General features: G+C 34.8%; 16 protein-coding genes. 5 read left to right on the forward strand and 11 right to left on the reverse strand.

What is annotated here, in order from left to right:
• Window positions 1-16 precede the first annotated feature (16 nt).
• The 8 genes from HS960_RS00980 to HS960_RS01015 all read right to left on the reverse strand — a co-directional run bounded on the left by HS960_RS00980 (window position 17) and on the right by HS960_RS01015 (window position 9,697).
• Window positions 17-901 carry a glycosyltransferase family 2 protein gene (locus HS960_RS00980; RefSeq protein WP_228280153.1) on the reverse strand — a complete coding sequence of 295 codons (885 nt, stop codon included), beginning with the start codon at window positions 899-901 and terminating at the stop codon, window positions 17-19.
• A complete protein-coding gene (locus HS960_RS00985; RefSeq protein WP_159728121.1) occupies window positions 888-2,054 on the reverse strand; it encodes a DegT/DnrJ/EryC1/StrS family aminotransferase in 1,167 nt (388 codons plus the stop codon). The genes HS960_RS00980 and HS960_RS00985 overlap by 14 nt, the downstream gene beginning before the upstream one ends.
• Window positions 2,051-3,493 (reverse strand): lipopolysaccharide biosynthesis protein, encoded by a 1,443-nt coding sequence (locus tag HS960_RS00990; RefSeq protein ID WP_159728119.1) that lies wholly within the window; start codon window positions 3,491-3,493, stop codon window positions 2,051-2,053. The genes HS960_RS00985 and HS960_RS00990 overlap by 4 nt, the downstream gene beginning before the upstream one ends.
• 3 nt (window positions 3,494-3,496) lie before the next feature.
• Complete coding sequence (tviB, locus tag HS960_RS00995; RefSeq protein ID WP_159728117.1) at window positions 3,497-4,792, reverse strand: Vi polysaccharide biosynthesis UDP-N-acetylglucosamine C-6 dehydrogenase TviB; 1,296 nt, start codon at window positions 4,790-4,792, stop codon at window positions 3,497-3,499.
• Window positions 4,780-5,334: a UpxY family transcription antiterminator gene (locus tag HS960_RS01000; RefSeq protein ID WP_159728115.1), complete on the reverse strand. Its 555-nt coding sequence runs from the start codon at window positions 5,332-5,334 to the stop codon at window positions 4,780-4,782. The genes tviB and HS960_RS01000 overlap by 13 nt, the downstream gene beginning before the upstream one ends.
• A 294-nt stretch (window positions 5,335-5,628) precedes the next feature.
• The gene (locus HS960_RS01005; protein ID WP_159728113.1) at window positions 5,629-7,917 is read right to left on the reverse strand and encodes a GumC family protein; all 2,289 of its coding nucleotides are present in this window, start codon (window positions 7,915-7,917) and stop codon (window positions 5,629-5,631) included.
• A gap of 19 nt (window positions 7,918-7,936) precedes the next feature.
• Entirely contained in the window at window positions 7,937-8,695 is a 759-nt protein-coding gene (locus tag HS960_RS01010) for a polysaccharide biosynthesis/export family protein (RefSeq protein WP_159728111.1), read from the reverse strand.
• A gap of 528 nt (window positions 8,696-9,223) precedes the next feature.
• A complete protein-coding gene (locus HS960_RS01015; protein WP_228280155.1) occupies window positions 9,224-9,697 on the reverse strand; it encodes a helix-turn-helix domain-containing protein in 474 nt (157 codons plus the stop codon).
• A gap of 176 nt (window positions 9,698-9,873) precedes the next feature.
• On the opposite strand from HS960_RS01015, the gene HS960_RS01020 reads away from it, so the two are divergent.
• The gene (locus HS960_RS01020; protein ID WP_228280157.1) at window positions 9,874-10,914 is read left to right on the forward strand and encodes a response regulator; all 1,041 of its coding nucleotides are present in this window, start codon (window positions 9,874-9,876) and stop codon (window positions 10,912-10,914) included.
• Window positions 10,915-11,126: 212 nt separating this feature from the next.
• On the forward strand, window positions 11,127-11,957 hold the full coding sequence (locus HS960_RS01025) for a universal stress protein (protein WP_159728105.1): 831 nt from the start codon (window positions 11,127-11,129) through the stop codon (window positions 11,955-11,957).
• Window positions 11,958-11,991: 34 nt separating this feature from the next.
• Here the strand turns inward: HS960_RS01025 and HS960_RS01030 are convergent, their stop codons facing one another.
• Together HS960_RS01030 and HS960_RS01035 are read right to left on the reverse strand one after the other, a co-directional pair.
• The gene (locus tag HS960_RS01030; RefSeq protein ID WP_159728103.1) at window positions 11,992-12,534 is read right to left on the reverse strand and encodes a hypothetical protein; all 543 of its coding nucleotides are present in this window, start codon (window positions 12,532-12,534) and stop codon (window positions 11,992-11,994) included.
• Window positions 12,506-13,024 carry a carboxypeptidase-like regulatory domain-containing protein gene (locus HS960_RS01035; protein WP_153847640.1) on the reverse strand — a complete coding sequence of 173 codons (519 nt, stop codon included), beginning with the start codon at window positions 13,022-13,024 and terminating at the stop codon, window positions 12,506-12,508. The genes HS960_RS01030 and HS960_RS01035 overlap by 29 nt, the downstream gene beginning before the upstream one ends.
• A gap of 498 nt (window positions 13,025-13,522) precedes the next feature.
• Here HS960_RS01035 and HS960_RS01040 point away from each other — a divergent pair, with 498 nt between their 5' ends.
• Window positions 13,523-15,304 carry a right-handed parallel beta-helix repeat-containing protein gene (locus tag HS960_RS01040; RefSeq protein WP_182331038.1) on the forward strand — a complete coding sequence of 594 codons (1,782 nt, stop codon included), beginning with the start codon at window positions 13,523-13,525 and terminating at the stop codon, window positions 15,302-15,304.
• A 260-nt stretch (window positions 15,305-15,564) separates the two neighbouring features.
• Window positions 15,565-16,095, forward strand: coding sequence for a cysteine hydrolase family protein (locus HS960_RS01045; RefSeq protein ID WP_159728096.1), 531 nt, complete (start codon window positions 15,565-15,567; stop codon window positions 16,093-16,095).
• A gap of 115 nt (window positions 16,096-16,210) precedes the next feature.
• On the opposite strand, the gene HS960_RS01050 is transcribed toward HS960_RS01045, so the two are convergent.
• On the reverse strand, window positions 16,211-16,597 hold the full coding sequence (locus HS960_RS01050; RefSeq protein ID WP_159728094.1) for a hypothetical protein: 387 nt from the start codon (window positions 16,595-16,597) through the stop codon (window positions 16,211-16,213).
• Between the two features lie 304 nt (window positions 16,598-16,901).
• Here HS960_RS01050 and HS960_RS01055 point away from each other — a divergent pair, with 304 nt between their 5' ends.
• Window positions 16,902-17,486, forward strand: coding sequence for an RNA polymerase sigma factor (locus tag HS960_RS01055; RefSeq protein WP_159728092.1), 585 nt, complete (start codon window positions 16,902-16,904; stop codon window positions 17,484-17,486).
• The last annotated feature ends 34 nt before the right edge of the window (window positions 17,487-17,520 follow it).

Below are 17,520 nucleotides of genomic sequence, written 5' to 3' on the forward strand. Positions count from 1 at the left end.
TATATTTTCTAACCGCTTACAATATGGTTCTTATAGTACTAAAAGCATTTTGTAGACTGTGATCTCTAACTTCAAATAGGAAATATTTTTTAAGATAATAGAGAAGCAACTTGATTTTTTGAACGCGGGAATATTTGAAAATTTCAATAATCAAGTACAAATCGTCAAGTGTTTTTTGTTTTAAACTTTTTGCTTTTAACATGCTCCAGATGCCTCCTGGATGTTTTCTATAGCAGCACATTATTTCGGGTAAAACATAGATTTTCTTTCCGGAAGTAAATGTTAAATAAAGTTTAAGAAATCTGTCTGGGGCATTAAATTTAAAGAACCAATCTGTTGAGTAAATTTCTCTAATTTCGGGCGTATTTCTGAAAAGAATTGTATTGAGAACTGTTTCAAAATCATTATCGAATAATATATCCTCAAACGAATAGATTATTGGTTTTGGATTTAAATTCATATAATATATTTCATTATTTTCTTTAATTCTTTTTGAATAATGACAACACATGATATACTCTTGATTTTGTTCTAAAAAATCAACTTGTTTTTGCAGTTTTAAAGGGTCTGTCCAATAATCATCTCCATCGCATTGGGTCAAATATTTACCTTTTACCTCTTTATTCAGTCTTACCGCGTTCTTGTGGACACCCACGTTAGATTCTGAAGTAATTAATTTTATTTTATCAGGATGTTTTAGCACATATTCCTCTACAATTTTTCTGGTATTATCGGTAGAACAATCTTCCCCGATAAGAATCTCAAATTTAAAAGAAGTTTGCTGCATCAAGTAGCCCTCAATAGCCTGTGCTATATACTTCTCATGATTGTAAGTTACACAGCAGATGCTAACCATCACTTCAGTTTCTGAACTTTTCATAGCTGGTTTACTTTTTTTCATGACCATTTATGACTTTTTCTATTCGATTGGCAATCAATTCTCCAAAGCCTTTTTGTGTATTGATGGTTTTCACAGGATATTTCTGTGCTCTCAATAATATACGTGAAATCATATCCAGATCGGGGATGGTGAGTGTATCATACAGGGGCAGGCAAACAATTCTCTTTACCACAGAATCGCATACGGGCATTCTTTTACGGTTTACAAACGGTAATGTAGCCAAAGAAGGAAAAAAATACCTTCTGCAATATACACCTGCCAATTCAAGTTTGACAATACAATCATGCATCAGTTCTTCTGAATCAAACAGAATCGGACAGTAGGCGTAATTGTAATCGGGAGCAGAATCAATGAACTGAAATTTAACTTTTAACTTTTTCAGGTTCTCTCGGTAATGCAGAGACAAAGATCTTCTCTTTTCCAGAATGGCATCAATATGTTCCAGGTTACACAACCCCATAGCTGCATGAAATTCTGAGTTTTTCGCATTAATGCCTACCAGCGCAATGGTGTCCGGGCCGCAATATCCGAAATTACGTATAAATGCCATTTTCTCTAACAACTCTGGTTTTTTAGTGAAAACAGCTCCTCCTTCTATGGTATGAAACAATTTAGTTGCGTGAAAGCTTGTGATACTAATATCTCCATATGCAAAGACTGACCTGTTCTTATATTTTGTTCCGAAACAATGGGCTGCATCATATATCACCTTTAAACCATATTTATCAGCAATATTTTGTATTGCATCAATATTACATGGGTTGCCATACACATGGGTTGCCAAAATCGCGGAAGTTCTAGGGGTAATTGCTGCTTCGATTTTATCTGGATCAATATTGAACGTATCCGGATCGATATCCACATATACTGGTTTGCAGCCCTGCCATACAATACTATTCGTTGTAGCAACAAAAGAGAATGGAGTTGTAATAATTTCTCCCTTCAATTCCAATGCTCTGATAGCCATCTGGAGAGCAATAGTACCATTGGATACATATAATAAATAATCCACATTTAGGTAATGCTTGAGTTTAAGTTCCAAATCATTAACTAGAGGGCCGTTATTGGTTAACCATTGGCGGTCCCAAATACTTTTTACATAGTTTTCAAATTCCTCTATTTTAGGAAGAAATGGCTTAGTTACTGGTATCATCTTTTTAGTATTAATTGTTTAAAATCTATTATTGCTGTAAGGTTTATAAGATTGCTGATACTTAAATAAGTAAGAGCGTAAAACAGAGCACTTATGATAATCCGTGTCAAATTGTTAATATTAAAAGAATCCACTAAGAAAGAATCAAGAAGATAAGTTGAAATACCAATAAAGACAGCCAAGATTATGGTGGGTAAAATGTCGAATATCTGTTCTTTGACCGGATAGTTAATCATCTTTCCGCTATAGATTGTGTTGATGTAGAATCCAATAAAATTAAAGGATAATTGAAAATATAACAGACCATAAATACCAAATGGTATTACACTCAAAATGCCTATTACACTTAGTGCTTTTTTTATAACCTCCAGTTTTAAAAACAAATCGCTCCGGCCTTTTACCTTTAAAATATTTAAATTATATGCATGAAGGGGCTGCATTACACCTGCAATGCAAAGTATTTGAAAATAAGGTACTGCTGGCAACCATTTATCGGTTAATAAAAAACTAAAAAGAGGCTGAGCTGCTACACTCATAAAAATCAATATGGGAGCATTCCAAAAAATAACCTGCTGCATCACTTTTTTGTTTACCCTTTTCAATTGCACATTATTATGGGATATTTCTGAAAACATCGGATAGGTAACTTTATTGACAGCTGCTGAAATATTTGCTGTTGGTAGCTGACTGATAGAATCGGCCCGGGAATAATATCCTAGTTGAGTAGCAGAGTAAAATTTACCTATAATCAGTGTATATATATTCTGGTAAAGGGTGTCAAGTATTCCCGATAGGGTCATTTTATAACCAAAATCAAAATGACGGTTAAAACTTGTTTTATCAAATATCAAAGCAGGACGCCAGTCTGAATATATCCAATGAAGTATGGTAGATAAAAATGTAGTAAATAAACTCATCCATACCAGACTCCAAACCCCATATCCGGTCTTAGCCAAAATAATTCCTAAAATTCCCCCTGCTAAAGATGAAGGAATTTGTATGTTTGTTTGTGTTTTAAACCTCATCTCTTTTACAAGACAGGTGTTTTGTACACCAAAGAAAGCATTTAAAATAAATATCAGACTATAAACACGAATGATAGTTGTAAGGACTTGCTGATGGTAAAACGATGAAATAAGAGGGGCGCAAAAAAATAATATAAAATAAAGTATTGTGCTCCCTATCAAATTAAAATAAAAAACGGTAGAAAAATCTTTTTGATCTGCATCGGCCGTTCGTATAAGCGAAGAAGTAAGGCCACTGTCTAGTAATGTATTTCCGATGGATATAAATACCGATAACATAGCTATTAACCCAAATTCTGCCGGGGTTAAAATGCGGGCAAGCACTATGGTTATAAAAAAACTAATTAGTTTAGAACCAAATTGCTGACCTACTGACCATATTAGGCCAGAGATGGTCTTTTCCTTTAAAGTCATTTGTTATAAGCGTGCACTTACCATGGTATTTGGCAAGACTGATTTGATGTCGTAAACGACTGTATTTTCTTTGCAGAGCTTTGTAAGGTCCAGGTGTTTAAATTCCTGATGAGCAACGGCTATTAAAATTGCATCGTATTGTCTCTTTTTCGATTCCCCGTTCTGACAAATCACGCCATACTCTTGTTTAACTTGATCTGAATTGGCCCAAGGATCGTGAATGCAGACCTTTACTTTATATTCTTCTAACCTCCTAACTATGTCGATTACCTTTGTATTCCTTACATCGGGGCAATTTTCCTTAAAAGTAAATCCTAACACCAACACTTCTGCATCTATGATATGCGTGCCGTTATAGATCATTTGTTTAATAAGCTGATCTGCTACATAAGCTCCCATTCCATCGTTTACGCGACGCCCAGCCAAAATAATTTCAGGATGATAACCAACTTCTTGTGCTTTCTGTGCAAGGTAATACGGATCAACACCTATACAATGCCCACCTACCAGACCTGGTCTGAAATTCAGAAAATTCCACTTTGTACCTGCAGCAGTAAGCACTTCAGTGGTATCTATACCCAGCCTGTTAAAAATCATCGCTAATTCATTAACAAAGGCAATATTGATGTCTCTTTGTGTATTTTCTATAATCTTTGCTGCTTCTGCAACTTTTATTGATGAAGCTTTGTGGGTGCCTGCCCCAATTACAGATCTATAAAGATTGTCAATTGTAGTGGCCGTTTCAGGTGTAGAGCCCGAAGTTATTTTTAATATATTGGCAACTGTATGTTCCTTATCACCAGGGTTGATCCGTTCTGGCGAATATCCTACGAAAAAATCTTCGTTATAAACTAGTCCTGATTTTTCTGCTAAAACAGGAACACACTCATCTTCTGTCACACCAGGATATACAGTCGATTCATAAACAACAATATCTCCTTTTTTTAATACACTTGCTACTAGAGTGCTAGCCTTTATTAATGGCGTTAAATCTGGTCTATTATTTTTATCAACAGGTGTCGGAACGGTGATGATAAAAACTTTACAAGAATTTAATTTGTCTTTTTCGCTCGTGCAATACAGTCCATTTTGAACTGTATAGTCAAAAGTTAGCACTTTTTTGAGTTCTTCTTCACTTACCTCTAAAGTACAATCTTTGCCTTCGTTAAGTTCATCCACCCTTCGTTGAAGAATGTCAAAACCAATGACTTTATGCTTTTTGGCAAACTCTACTGCGAGTGGAAGTCCAACATACCCAAGGCCAATTATGGCTATTCTTACGGGTTCTATCTTGTGCATAATGCTGTGTTTAAAGGTGAAGCTTTTATAAGATGATTAATCTCGATACAGGTTACCAATGCGCATTCTATATGGTCAAGCGACATCAGGACTGTTTTTCCTTGTACTTTGATTATTTTACCTTCATGATTGTAGAATAAGCCACTTTTAATTCTTACTCTATCACCAGGCGAAAGATCTTTTAGGTTAATTATTTCAAGGTTATTATATGTTTTCACCAGTTCCTTAAGCTGTTCAATTTCTGACTCCCTTATCACAGCTGGCTTCCCCATAAAATAGATATAGTTAACTACTCCAAGCGTATATCTGACCTTTGTAAGCTCTCTATCATCTATTTTAACAAAAACATAACCAGTAAAAAGTGGTACACTTACCATCTTTTTTCTATCCGCCCATTGGTTTTCTGTAGTTCTTAAGGGACAGAAAGTATCAATCCCTTGTTCCTGCAACAACTTATCAACCTTTTTTTCCCAACGAGGACGTACATAAATAACCAGCCAGTTTTTTTTAAGTTTTCTTTTGTAATTTAATGCCATTTCCATTGTCAGATTTGTTAAGAGGTAGTAAAAAAATGTGTTGTTTTATTAGACCCAATAGAGTTTTCCGGACATTGTGTAAATACTAGTTTGCTACTTTGGGGTGCAAGGCTTCGCCATATCACTTACAGTGATGAGCGTGTGTTTTGTGAAGTAATTAGATAAAGGGTAAATTGGAGGCGGCTAAAATAATTATTTAAAGATCATTTATTTCAAATCAGGTGCAGCGTAAGTTTGTTTTTATAATAGTTATTGCTTTAAATATTGTAATAGATCTATTTTTTTCTTTTAAGAAGCGTGTTAGTTAGGCATGGCATATCCGTAGCCACCATAACCATACTTTTGGTTCTTTCCTCTTTTAGCGTCGTTAAATACTACCATTAGATTTTTAAGCTTATTTTCGTCGTTAATATCTTTCAGGATACCTAATTGATCGTTATTCGTGTAATTATATCTTACCAGGTAAATGCTTACATCTACATAAGGCGCTAAGCTGAAAGCATCAGCTACTTGTCCAACAGGGGATGTATCTACAATTATATAGTCAAAGCGTTTTCTTAATTCACTTAGGAGTTCATCAACTCTGGAGCTCATTATCATTTCTGCTGGGTTTTTTGGAATTTCTGAACACCCAATTACACTGACATTATCTGATAATAGACTGGGTTGGATAATATCATCTACAGAAATACACTCATCATCAAGATAATCTGTAACTCCTAGCGTTGATGATAATTTTAACTTTTTTAATAGTACGGGGCTCCTCAAATCAAGTTCTACAATAACAACTTTTTTATTAAGCATTCCTAATGTAGTCGCCAAATTGATGCTAAAAAATGTTTTTCCTTCCCCTTTCATACTTGATGTAACCAATATCATTTTATGACGTTGATTTGTCATAAAGCTTAAATTCATGCGTATGTACCTAAATAGCTCGGAAATAGTGGAGCGATGGTCTGTTTGAAAAACATTGGTACTTTTATCTAGATTGTGGGAAAGTTCACCTAGCAATTTTGCACCTGTAAGCTCAATTGTTCTGGCATCCCTCACTTTATTGTTAAAAAATCCCCTAACATAAATAAACCCTGCAGGTATTAAGCATCCGAAGACAAAACCACATAAATAAAGCATTTGTGCTTTTGGAGCAATAGGTGTCGTATTATAAGCTGGTCTATCTATAACTTGTGATGTAGGTACAGTTGTAGACAATGATAATGCTGTTTCTTCACGTTTTTGCAACAAGTAATGGTATAGCCCAGTTTTCACACTTTGATCTCTACTTCTTTCTAAAAGTCCTCTTTCTATTGTAGGGACAGATTTACTTTTACTATAGAATTGCGAATAATTTTTTTGTAAATTTTTGTTCTGAATATTAAACCCACTTTTAATTGACTTTAAGTTTTCCAGAATGTTGCTTTTTAAACTTGATAATTGCTCATTCAAATTTAAAACAAGAGGATTTTCAGCATTAGCTGTACGAAGCATTCTGTTTCTTTCTAACTGTAAATCATTAAACTTTCCGATCATTACATTTAGTATAGGATCTTCTATTCCCATGGCGCTTGGCGCTAAACTGCCTTGTGCCTGATTGCTTTGAAAATAACCTTCTATAGATTTTACTAGGCCGAGCTTTACAACTGATTCCGCTAACAATTGATTGTATTCAACCGATCTTGTTGCATTTAATTGCGCATCTATACCGAAATCGGTCACTTGATTTTGTTGTTTGAAGTTCTCTACATCTTGTTCCGCTCCGGCGAGGTCATTTATTAAATATTTTAATCTGTTATCTATAAACTTAATTGTATTTTGAGCGATAATATTTTTATTGTTTACATTATTAGTATTATAGTTTTCAATAAGATTTGTTAAAATATCTAATCCCCGTTGCGGAATATTATCGTTCAAACTAATTACAATAGTATTAGCATCTTTAACTACAGGAACTATATTCAACCTAGCTAAGCTATATGACTCTGTCAGTTTATACAGATCTTGAAATTGAATATTTATTTTTCCATATTCAGGTTTAAAAGCAGGACCTTTCTTTATTAGTATTGTGTAGTTTTTATTTTTGATAGGTTGATTATAGTTTGCAATCATATTAATATTACCAACTGTTAAACGAAATTGGTTGTTGTTAATAGATGTAATTTCTATAGCTCTGGAATAAGCTCCTTTTTTCAATTCCTGTACTTCTACTTTAATAGGTAATGTATTACCGTATAACTCTTTTGTTTTAAAACCTACTTTCTGAAAGTATGATGTCTCAAGATTCAAATCTTTTAAAACTTTAGATATCAAATCTCTTGATCTGAAAATTTCAGTTTCATTTTCAACTGTTTTAGTGGTTTGAAACATGTTCAAATCGCTAAAAGCAGTGCCGTTAGACATAGAAGCACCCTCTTTATCGTCTTGTACTAACAATGTGCTACTAATTTTATAAACAGGAGGTGTTATGAACAAGAAGCCATAAACGAAAGCTATTGCTGTCGTAATGCTAATTAAAAAATAGGGCCAGTTTTTGGTAAAACTTTTCAAAGCTTCTGCAACATCTTTAGGGCCGTTTAAGTTCTTTTCTGCAAACATGATCTTATTCCTTAAGTAATTAATTTCTTAAAATGGATGAAATCAGGACAGCAACTGCCGATATAGAGGCAATAACAATAGGCATAATTCTCGTGCTAGGGCTATACTCTATAGCTTTAGATTTATCCGGCTCCACATAAACTATATCGTTTTGCATCAGATTAAAAAAGCGATCATTAAGCACATCTTCTTTGTTTAAATTCAACCTTTTCATTATTCTTTTCCCATTTTGCTCTCTAATGACTAATACGTTTTCTCGTTTACCATAAACCGTCATATCACCTGCCATACCAAGCGCCTCTAATAAATTAATATGATCGCCAGGTATGATAAAGCTCGAGGGTTTATTTACTTCTCCGATTACGGTAATCTTAAAATTTAAAAGTTGTACTTCAACCATTGGTTCTTTGACATATTTAGCTAGTTTTTCTATTAATGCATCCTGGGTTTGCGTAATAGTCAAACCTTCCACTTTAATATTACCTATTACGGGGAGAGTAATCGTTCCATCTTTAGCTACTCTGTAACCTGCCGGTCCTTCATAGGTAGCTCCTGCTGCATTTTGGCGGTTAACCGTAAATAGCGTGTTTGATTCCGGGTTAAGACTATTTATATTTATCCTCAAAAGATCGTTTTGTTGTATTTTTATTGATTCGTCTTGTATCGTTTTCTCGGCGGTTTGCGGAGCTAAATTGCTGAAATAAGCCAACTCTCTTTTTTGCGCACATGAGCTAAAAGTGAGTATATATATAATAATTAACAGGTGTTTTGTTTTCATGATTTTATATCTTAAAATGTGCAAAACTTCTTGACAACTAAGGTATATAGAAAACTATCAATAATTTATGCGGCAGATTACTTTGTATTTAAAGTGTATAAATGGTATACCGGTTTTACAATAGTTTACGGTTTTGTTCAACAGATTTACCAGGAGTTGTAAAAAAAGTGAATTACTATATGTATAATACTTGGTTGTATTTAATGTTTGATGAATGTAATTTTTGTTGTATATCAATTTGAGAAAAGTAGTAAAACAGGATATTTGCATTTCTCAGTTTAAACATTTTGATTTCTTTACAGTTTTAAACGACAGATAACCAAAAGAAAAATGCATATAGCAGATAGAATGGGGGAGGAGCCCGTCAGGTATTGTGTAGTCTTTATGGTGAGGTATATAAAGATGGGTACAAATCGGGCGTTATATCCTAAGCACGATCATAACCAAGTTTTAGTGACCTTAGTACATATAAGCTAACGGAAAAGATAAAAGGGATGTTTTTTTAAAGAAGATAGCGAATTAAGAAAGTTATTTGGGGTTTTGAGAGTGATTTTGATTTATTAGACACTCGTTATATTTTTCTAACAGAAGGATATATTTTCTTATCCAATAGTCAATCTTCTCATTTTCTTTGGATGGGTTTTGTAAAGGATGCTGTTCTATTTCAGCCTCTGAACTTGAGCGAAAAACTTCGGGAAAATCAGAAGAAAAATCATAATTAGTATAAGAGCCAATTCTAACTAATATATCAAAAGGTAAAGTATCATGCTCAAACCATTTGTATAACGTACACCTGCTAATCTTCATATATTTGGCCAGCTTACTTATATTATGACCTTGCTTTCTAATAATGGATTCTACAATACTACCTGCATGTTTTTGCGAAGAATCTTTTGAGGCAGCTCTGCTGCTTTCGGGATTTAAACCAACTTTAAAAAAATCCTTCCCCGATATGATAGCGTTCATAATTCTCTTAATTTTTAGGCCATAATTACTTTTCATATAAATTTCCTTCAAATGTTCTTTGTGTGAAATGATGCTTGTCAGGGTTTATAGTGACGATGGTCACATATTTTGATCGGTTTTGTCGCTGAAAAGCTATGTTTTTTAAGAAAAAATTGTCGCAAAGCAGAATTAGAAGTAGATTTATGAATTATCTTATACAGGTATTGACAAAAATGAATAATATTTTAATTATCGAAAATGATCTGGATTTACTGGGTAAATATTCGGATTTATTAAAAAATTCAGGGTATGAAGTAACAGCAGCATTTAATAGCGAAATAGGGATTAATCTAGCATTAAGTAAACATCCTAGTTTAATATTATGCAATACTGTGTTGTCAAATATAGATGGTTTTGGTGTATTATCTATATTGTCAAAAAATCCATCAACTACTAAAATACCCTTCGTCTTTTTAAATGCTTTATCGACTCCAGATATGGTAAAAAAAGGGATAGCATGTGGCGCTGATGATTTTGTCACCAAGCCATTTCAGGGCGATCAGCTTGTTAGATCTGTAGAAGGTCGAATTAACAAGAATAAGAATCAGACATCATTGCCGATTAGCGAGGCGAATAACAATCATCCCCATAATGGTACAGGCTGGGAAAAACTGTTCGATCTTATTTCTCAATGCAAAATACGAAATATCAAAAAGAAACAAACGTTGTATTACGAAAGCGATCATTCGCAATGGCTTTATCTATTGATCGAAGGTTGTATTAAAACTTTGAAACTAACAGACGATGGTCGACAAATGATTACAGGGTTGTATAAACCAAACAGTTTTATTGGTCTGGATACTTTGTTGCTAGATGATCCTTGGCTTGAAAGTGCCGAAGCTACTCAGGATTCATCTCTTTATCTTATATCTAAAAGTGCAATTATTGGCTTGTTAAACGAACATGTTGGACTTAATCAACACTTTATTAAAATATTATCAGCCAATTTACGCGAAAAAAAAGATCAACTCGTCGAGCTTGCTTATGAGTCTGTGAGAAAAAGACTTACACAAGTATTAATTAGGTTAAATAAGAATGCAGTCCCAATAGACCAAATAGATATTTGTAGGGACGAACTTGCTGGACTTGCCGGTATCGCTACAGAAACGGTTAGTAGAATACTTACCGATTTTAGAGAAAGAGGATTAATAGAAAGAAATGGAAGTCAGATCCACATTATGGATCTTGGCGGTTTAATAAAGATGAAAAGCTAAACAAACGGTTTACAGCCCCGTTTTCATCAGAACAATTATAATTACCTTCCCTAAAATGCCTGTATAAGGTGTTCTCTCCAAATCTTGAAAAATGTATATCATCAAATTATCTGTGAAGCATATTTTACGCTAACGATCAGTGTTTTAACTGATAGCCATCATTGTATCTGTATTATTCTAAAAGTAATTTTAGCGAAAAATGATGAGGATGTATGGAAAAAATTCTGGTAGCTACAGATCTTTCGGCTGGTTCTACTTCAGCCATTCATTTTGCCTATAAATTGTCACAGTTAAAAGGTGCTAATTTGATTATTGTGCATGTTTATCATCTTTTGAAACCCAAAAGCTGGAGACCTCATAGGTTTGAAAATTACCGTCAAGTCAGAAGAGATTTTATATTAACTAAGTTAAACAAGTTTTTAGATCGAATTTTTAGTAACATAGAAGCGCCTGCCGTCAATTTTGAGATCGACCTTCAGATGAATCCAAATACAGTGACCACTATTTTGAGATGCGTGTCCAAGCATAAATGTAGCTGTATATGCCATGGTATTCAGGGGGGAGGAAGATTAAAAAAGACGATTGGTGCCACAGCAAACAAATTAATTGCGAAATCTCCAGTTCCCGTGATTAGTGTGCCTAGTTTTTATAAGACAAAAACTATAGATAGTATTTGTTACGCTTCAGATATGACTAATTATCAAAAGGAAATCAAGAAGATTGTAGAGTTTGTAAAAACACTTAATTTTGAAATTAAATTATTGCATATTGTCTCTCCAAGAGAAATTATGCTTAAAGCTACGCTTTTAGAAGCGCGGTTGTTCAAAAGAATAGGAGTTGCGGTTAAGGTTAAATATGCTCTCAGAACCTCGACGAACACTTTAATTGAAGATATTGATCTTGCGGTTAGAAAAATAAGACCGTCTCTAGTTGTTTTTTTTATAAATAAATCTAAACATTATTTAAACCCAATACTTTATGCTTCAACGACGCACGAACTATCTCGCTTGAGAAAAATTCCGATATTAACTTATAAAAAGTAAATAAATCCCTAAGAGTGGCGGTAAATACTAGAAATTACTTCTTTTGTTTTTTCATTTCTTCTATCTCTCGCTTTAGCTGGTCTCGATCTTCTTTCTTTGAAAGTTCTAGCTCTGTTGCAGAATAATCATAGTTGAAAAGTCTTGCTTTAATCTTGGTGCTATTGACAAAAATACCAAAGTCAATGTTTGCTATAGTGAGAAAACCAGCACTATTTCCATCAATTTCGATACTTCCAAATTTTGAGAGTTTTGCCAGTTTTGTATGAAAAGACCCGTTGTTATCAGAAGATATTTTTTTAAGTGTATTTCCTTCAGAATCTAAAAATCTTATCTCGGCATTGATTACCTTTCTTTTTGTCTTAGCTGCAGTGACAACGCCTGAAATTGTTACTGAGTCCTGAGAAGTGTTCTCGTCTAGAAAGCTTGAAGCTTCATATCCTCCGAGAATCTTAACTTTTTCCGTTCTCGATTGGATGATAGAACAGGACGAGAAACAAAAGATCAAAAAATATAGTGAAATTTTAAAGCCCCAAACCTCATTGCTACATCTATTTATGTTTTCTATTTGCTTTTTCAACTTCTTTCCTCAACTTTTTCTGATCCTTTTTTGAACCTATTTCATTAATATACATGGGCTGCCTTGGTAATTTTATGTCTAAGACATAGGTTTTAAAATTTGGCGCAATGTAAACATGTTCGATAGTCATCCCCGTTCCAAATGTATCTACAATAATTTTTCCATGGAGCAATCCCTCGGATGGGACCGTTAGCGAAAATTCTCCATTTTTATCGGTGATGGCTGTACCAATTGTATCACTCTCTGAACTAAGAAAAAAAACTTTAGCAGAAGGAACATTTTCATTATTATGGCACATTCTTACTTTACCTTTTATTAAAGGAAATACCTCCTCATCTGTATAACCTTTACCTCGTTGGCTATAGCTGCTGCAGTTGTTTTGGTCTATATCAACCCAGTCATTATAATTCTTCTTTGTAGAACAGCTAAAGAGGGTAAGCAAAAGAAGAAGTTTAAAACCACAAAGGTTTAACTTTATGCGTAATGCCATTAAAAATTTGGACCTTTTTTATATTTCAAAAATAAACAAAAAATCTTTATATGAATAGGTTCCGTTGTAAACAAGACGAAATTTTTAGCACCACCAAAAGCTGTTTTTTTACTTGCTTGTACCTACCTCTAAAATCTAACTCATTTCAATATTAATAATTTTTGTGAGTTGGGTTTCATTTATATCTATTTATTATTTTGATTCTTGATTTCTTTAATCTCTTTTTTCGAAAGGGGGATTGTGCTTGTTATAACTCCATTTATAGTAAACAGCTTCACAGATATTTCTACTTGTGAATAAAATCGACCCATATCAACTTTAGCGATTTCAAGTTCACCTAATGAATTTCCATCGGATCCATTTATATTAATATTCCCGACAGTAAAGACAACTCAGACTTTTCGGTATCTCCTCACTACCGCTTACATACCCCTTCTTTTCCTCAGTTTGCGGTGCAAGCCAGGCTACTTTTGCTATATACTTTAAAAGAAAAGAAATATGGCAAATCAATTTTTAGTTAAGAACACGATGGCAGATATGCGTGCATTATCTGCAAGTGAAATCACAGCATTGCAAAATGGAACCTACAATGGGGTGGAACTATTAGGCTATTACGAAAAAGGAGATACAGCGGCACCGATTATTTATTACTTAGCTCCAGTAAGTCCAGATCCCGGAGCAGACGATGGTGGTCGTGTTATTGCTGTTCAAAGTAACAAGCTGATACACGAATTTGTGGATCAGATCGATGTACGTTATTTTGGCGTCAGTACCACTATTACTGACAATACCGTACAGCTTCAGAAGCTTGTGAATGTCGCTATTATAAAAGGACTGAATGTATACTTTGATGGGTTTTATGCAATCAAAAATATTCAGATTGACCAGGCAAATAATATCAAATTCTATTCGAATAACGGCGGTTTGTATCAGTATGTGGCTGGACGGAATTTTATCAACCTCACTAATTCCTCAAAAGTTGCATTTGAAGGGCTTAAATTAAAGGGGGTCGGTCAATTTGAAATTCCGCAAGGTGAAAGTGGAACCTACTACCACAATGTTTACATCTCCGACTGTAGCGAAATTTCATTCGACCGCTGTGAAGTCTTTAATGCGACACGAGGAGGTATACTCAGTATTCGGACAAATTATCTATCTGTTGACAATTGCCGTTTTTACCAAAATCGGAGCATGTTTGACCTGTCCTTTGGCTATTCAATTACCACCACAGCTCGGAGTATCGGATTTACCTGCACCAATTCCAGTTTCATCGGCAGTAATAGCTATGGTATCCATTGTATGGGCGGCGGAAGCAATTATATCATCACTGGCAATCGGATCTCAGATAAAAGTGAATACGGTATTGTATTTTACCATCTCGGAACTGATTTGGATCCATTGCAAGTAATAGACGATATTGTCATTTCCAACAATATTGTTGAGAATATCTCGGATGGTACAGGTACAGACGCAAAAGGGATGGGCATCTATCTTCAAACTGTTGAAAAGGCTGTTGTCAGCGATAATATTGTAAGAAATACCTTGATTGGAAGAAATAAATGTACAGTAAATAGGCAGTTGAGCCCGGCGGCGATTTCGATCAATGGATCCCGTGAGGTGACCTGTACCGGCAATCTTGTTGAAAAATCGACGATAGACGGGATCGGTGTTACCAATTCTGTCATCGGTAGCCGTGGTACTATTATAGCCAACAATGTTATTTTGGCGGTTGAGAAAACGGGCATCTCATTATATACGGTCAACAACTGTTCCGTACAGGGAAATATTATCGAGGGGAATGGTTCCAATGAGGCAGGTATCGATATTCAATCTTCTTCGGCACGCAGATCATCAGATATCAATGTGAGTGGAAACCAGATCAAAAGTGGATTTAAAAACGGTATCAACACATTTAAATCGACAGGAACTGGATTTGAAAGGATAGCTATCACAGACAATCGGATCAGCAATTGTCAGCTCTATTATATTTATCTCTCGGCCATCAATGTATTAAAATGTACGGGGAATACCATTTCGAATGATACTGTAACTATGGTCGCTGGAGGTTCTGGCATACGTGTCGATGCAAATGAAAATTTACTTGTTTCGGATAATGTTTTGATCGGCTCTCCAACTGTAAAACTTAAGCGCGGACTACAAAGCAGCAATAATATTTTTGGAAAGATTACCGACAATATCATCCGAAATATTGAAGATCCTACTTACAGGTTATATACCACTGGTGAGAGCTTGGATATTTCTAATAATTTGGTGGAGTAAGTGTTGACGCAGTAATGGAATAACGCTCATTTTCATATCAAATAGCATACGAGAAAGGGAGGTTCACATAGATTGTAAGGGCTCGGTTATAAAGATATAATTGAGCCCTTCTTCCTTTTACTTCGAATCCCCTGGTTTGATTGCTTGAATTGTTCCTATATAAAAAATGTTTTTATCTAAATTTTTGTCCGATACCAGACGGATGATGTTGAATAATGAACATTCGGTATATTTATCAATAATATAGATTTAGTTTACAAATGAGAGCCTTATTAATTATAGATATGCAACTGGGGAGTTTTAGACCCTATGAGCTGAGGCAGGATACCTTTGCTGTTATTGATCGGATAAACAGACTTTCTGATGCATTCAGAAAGAACGGAGACCTGGTCATTTTTATTCAGCATGATGGGACAAAGGAAAACTGTTTCATGCCGGGGACAGAAGAGTGGTCTTTGTTACCTGAGTTGATTAGAGGGGTCGCAGACATATGTGTCTCTAAAACAGCCAATGATTCGTTTTATAAAACAGAACTTCAATCATTATTAACAATTAGCGGAGTGAAGGAACTGATCGTGACCGGATGTGCTACAGATTTCTGTGTGGATGCCACTATAAAATCAGCCTTGACGAGAGACTATTCTATTACCGTGGTTGCTGATGGACACACCACCGCCGATAGGCCCATGATCTCAGCTCGGCAAGTGATTCAGTATTTTAACTGGCTATGGTCAGAGATCACGCCAACAGAAGGGGGGATTAAAGTAGAAACGTGTGATGCAATTTTATAATTTATATCAAAACAAGATAACACTTCTAAGATATAGAGAAGATAATCCTTAAATTATGGATTATATAGCAACAGGAATTGATACTGTTATATTATATTCACTGATCCGCTGTCAACTAACTGAGCGGTTTAATCCATTGGGGTATACCGATAAACATATCATTTACAAATTTTCCTGTATACCGTTGCATTCCAGTTTCTTCCTTATCAAAGTAGGTCTTTATTTTTGAGCATACTTTAGGATTGTAGCATAACTTGACTCGGAAGTTTTCGATCCATTCGGCCCGTATAACGATGGTAATTAATTTTTTCGTATCTCTGGACAAGCCTATTACGGTGATAGCTTGGCACATCCCAGCATACCAATCGATAATATACACCTTGGTGCCCGGGCTAAACTGTTTCGTGCCATAACGGGTTTGCAGTTTTCCTTGACCATAGCTAATTTCCTGTTTGATGTTAGCTACCAATGTCCATAATGGTATAGGTTCTAAATGATCCATATGACTTTACTGGTTTTTGAATTTACAGAAAAGAATCTAACATGGCAAAATATAGAGCTCATTAACGATGATTTCCATCTCTATTTGTAATCTTGGTATTACATTGCCCAGATATATAGTGTCGGTTGTGAATAAACTTTTTTGGAAGAATGGCCTATAGATCGGTTTGTCGGGAAGTAGTCCTGTTGAAAACTGACTGAAATTTTGGGATACTCATATTTCATTTTGAAATAACCTTGCATTTATATAGATTTAATATAAGTTTTGTTGCTTAGACCAAGTGTAACCTAGGGAAAATATAACCATGGATTTAAATGCAGTTCCATTGAGTCTTGATGAGTTTAATCGCTTTAAATTGGGAGACGAGAAGGTTTTTAAAAAGATTTTTGATTTTTATAGGCCTTTGATGTATCACAAGGTACGTCGTGTATGTTCTTCCGAATTAGACGTGGAGGAGGTTATGCAAGAGATTTTTGTGCAACTTTTTCTAAAACGGAATTCAATCCCTTCTGCGGAAGCTATCTTTCCATTTTTATTTTTAGTAGCAAAGCGAACGGCCATCACTTTGTTTCGAAAAGAGCTGTCTAGACAAAAATATCAAGTATCACAATTAGCAGAATGGGATGAACTGAGTGATGAATTAGAGCGGACGATCGCTCATAAAGATTTAGATAGAGTGCTCAAGACGATTGTATCCTGCTTACCGCCACAGCAAAAACTTGTATTTCATAAGAGCAAAATAGAGGAAATGAGTTATGCAGAAATTTCCGAAGAAATTGGTATTTCCAAAAATACCGTACGCAACCATCTTGTAGCAGCATGCCAGTTTGTACGTTTGAAACTTGATGGCTTACTTTTAATCCTTTTTTTAATAAAAAATATCTTTTGACTAGTTCATCGATCCTAGTTGTACGAATAATATT

It is taken from the genome of Sphingobacterium paramultivorum (assembly GCF_014109745.1).
Taxonomy (GTDB): domain Bacteria; phylum Bacteroidota; class Bacteroidia; order Sphingobacteriales; family Sphingobacteriaceae; genus Sphingobacterium; species Sphingobacterium paramultivorum.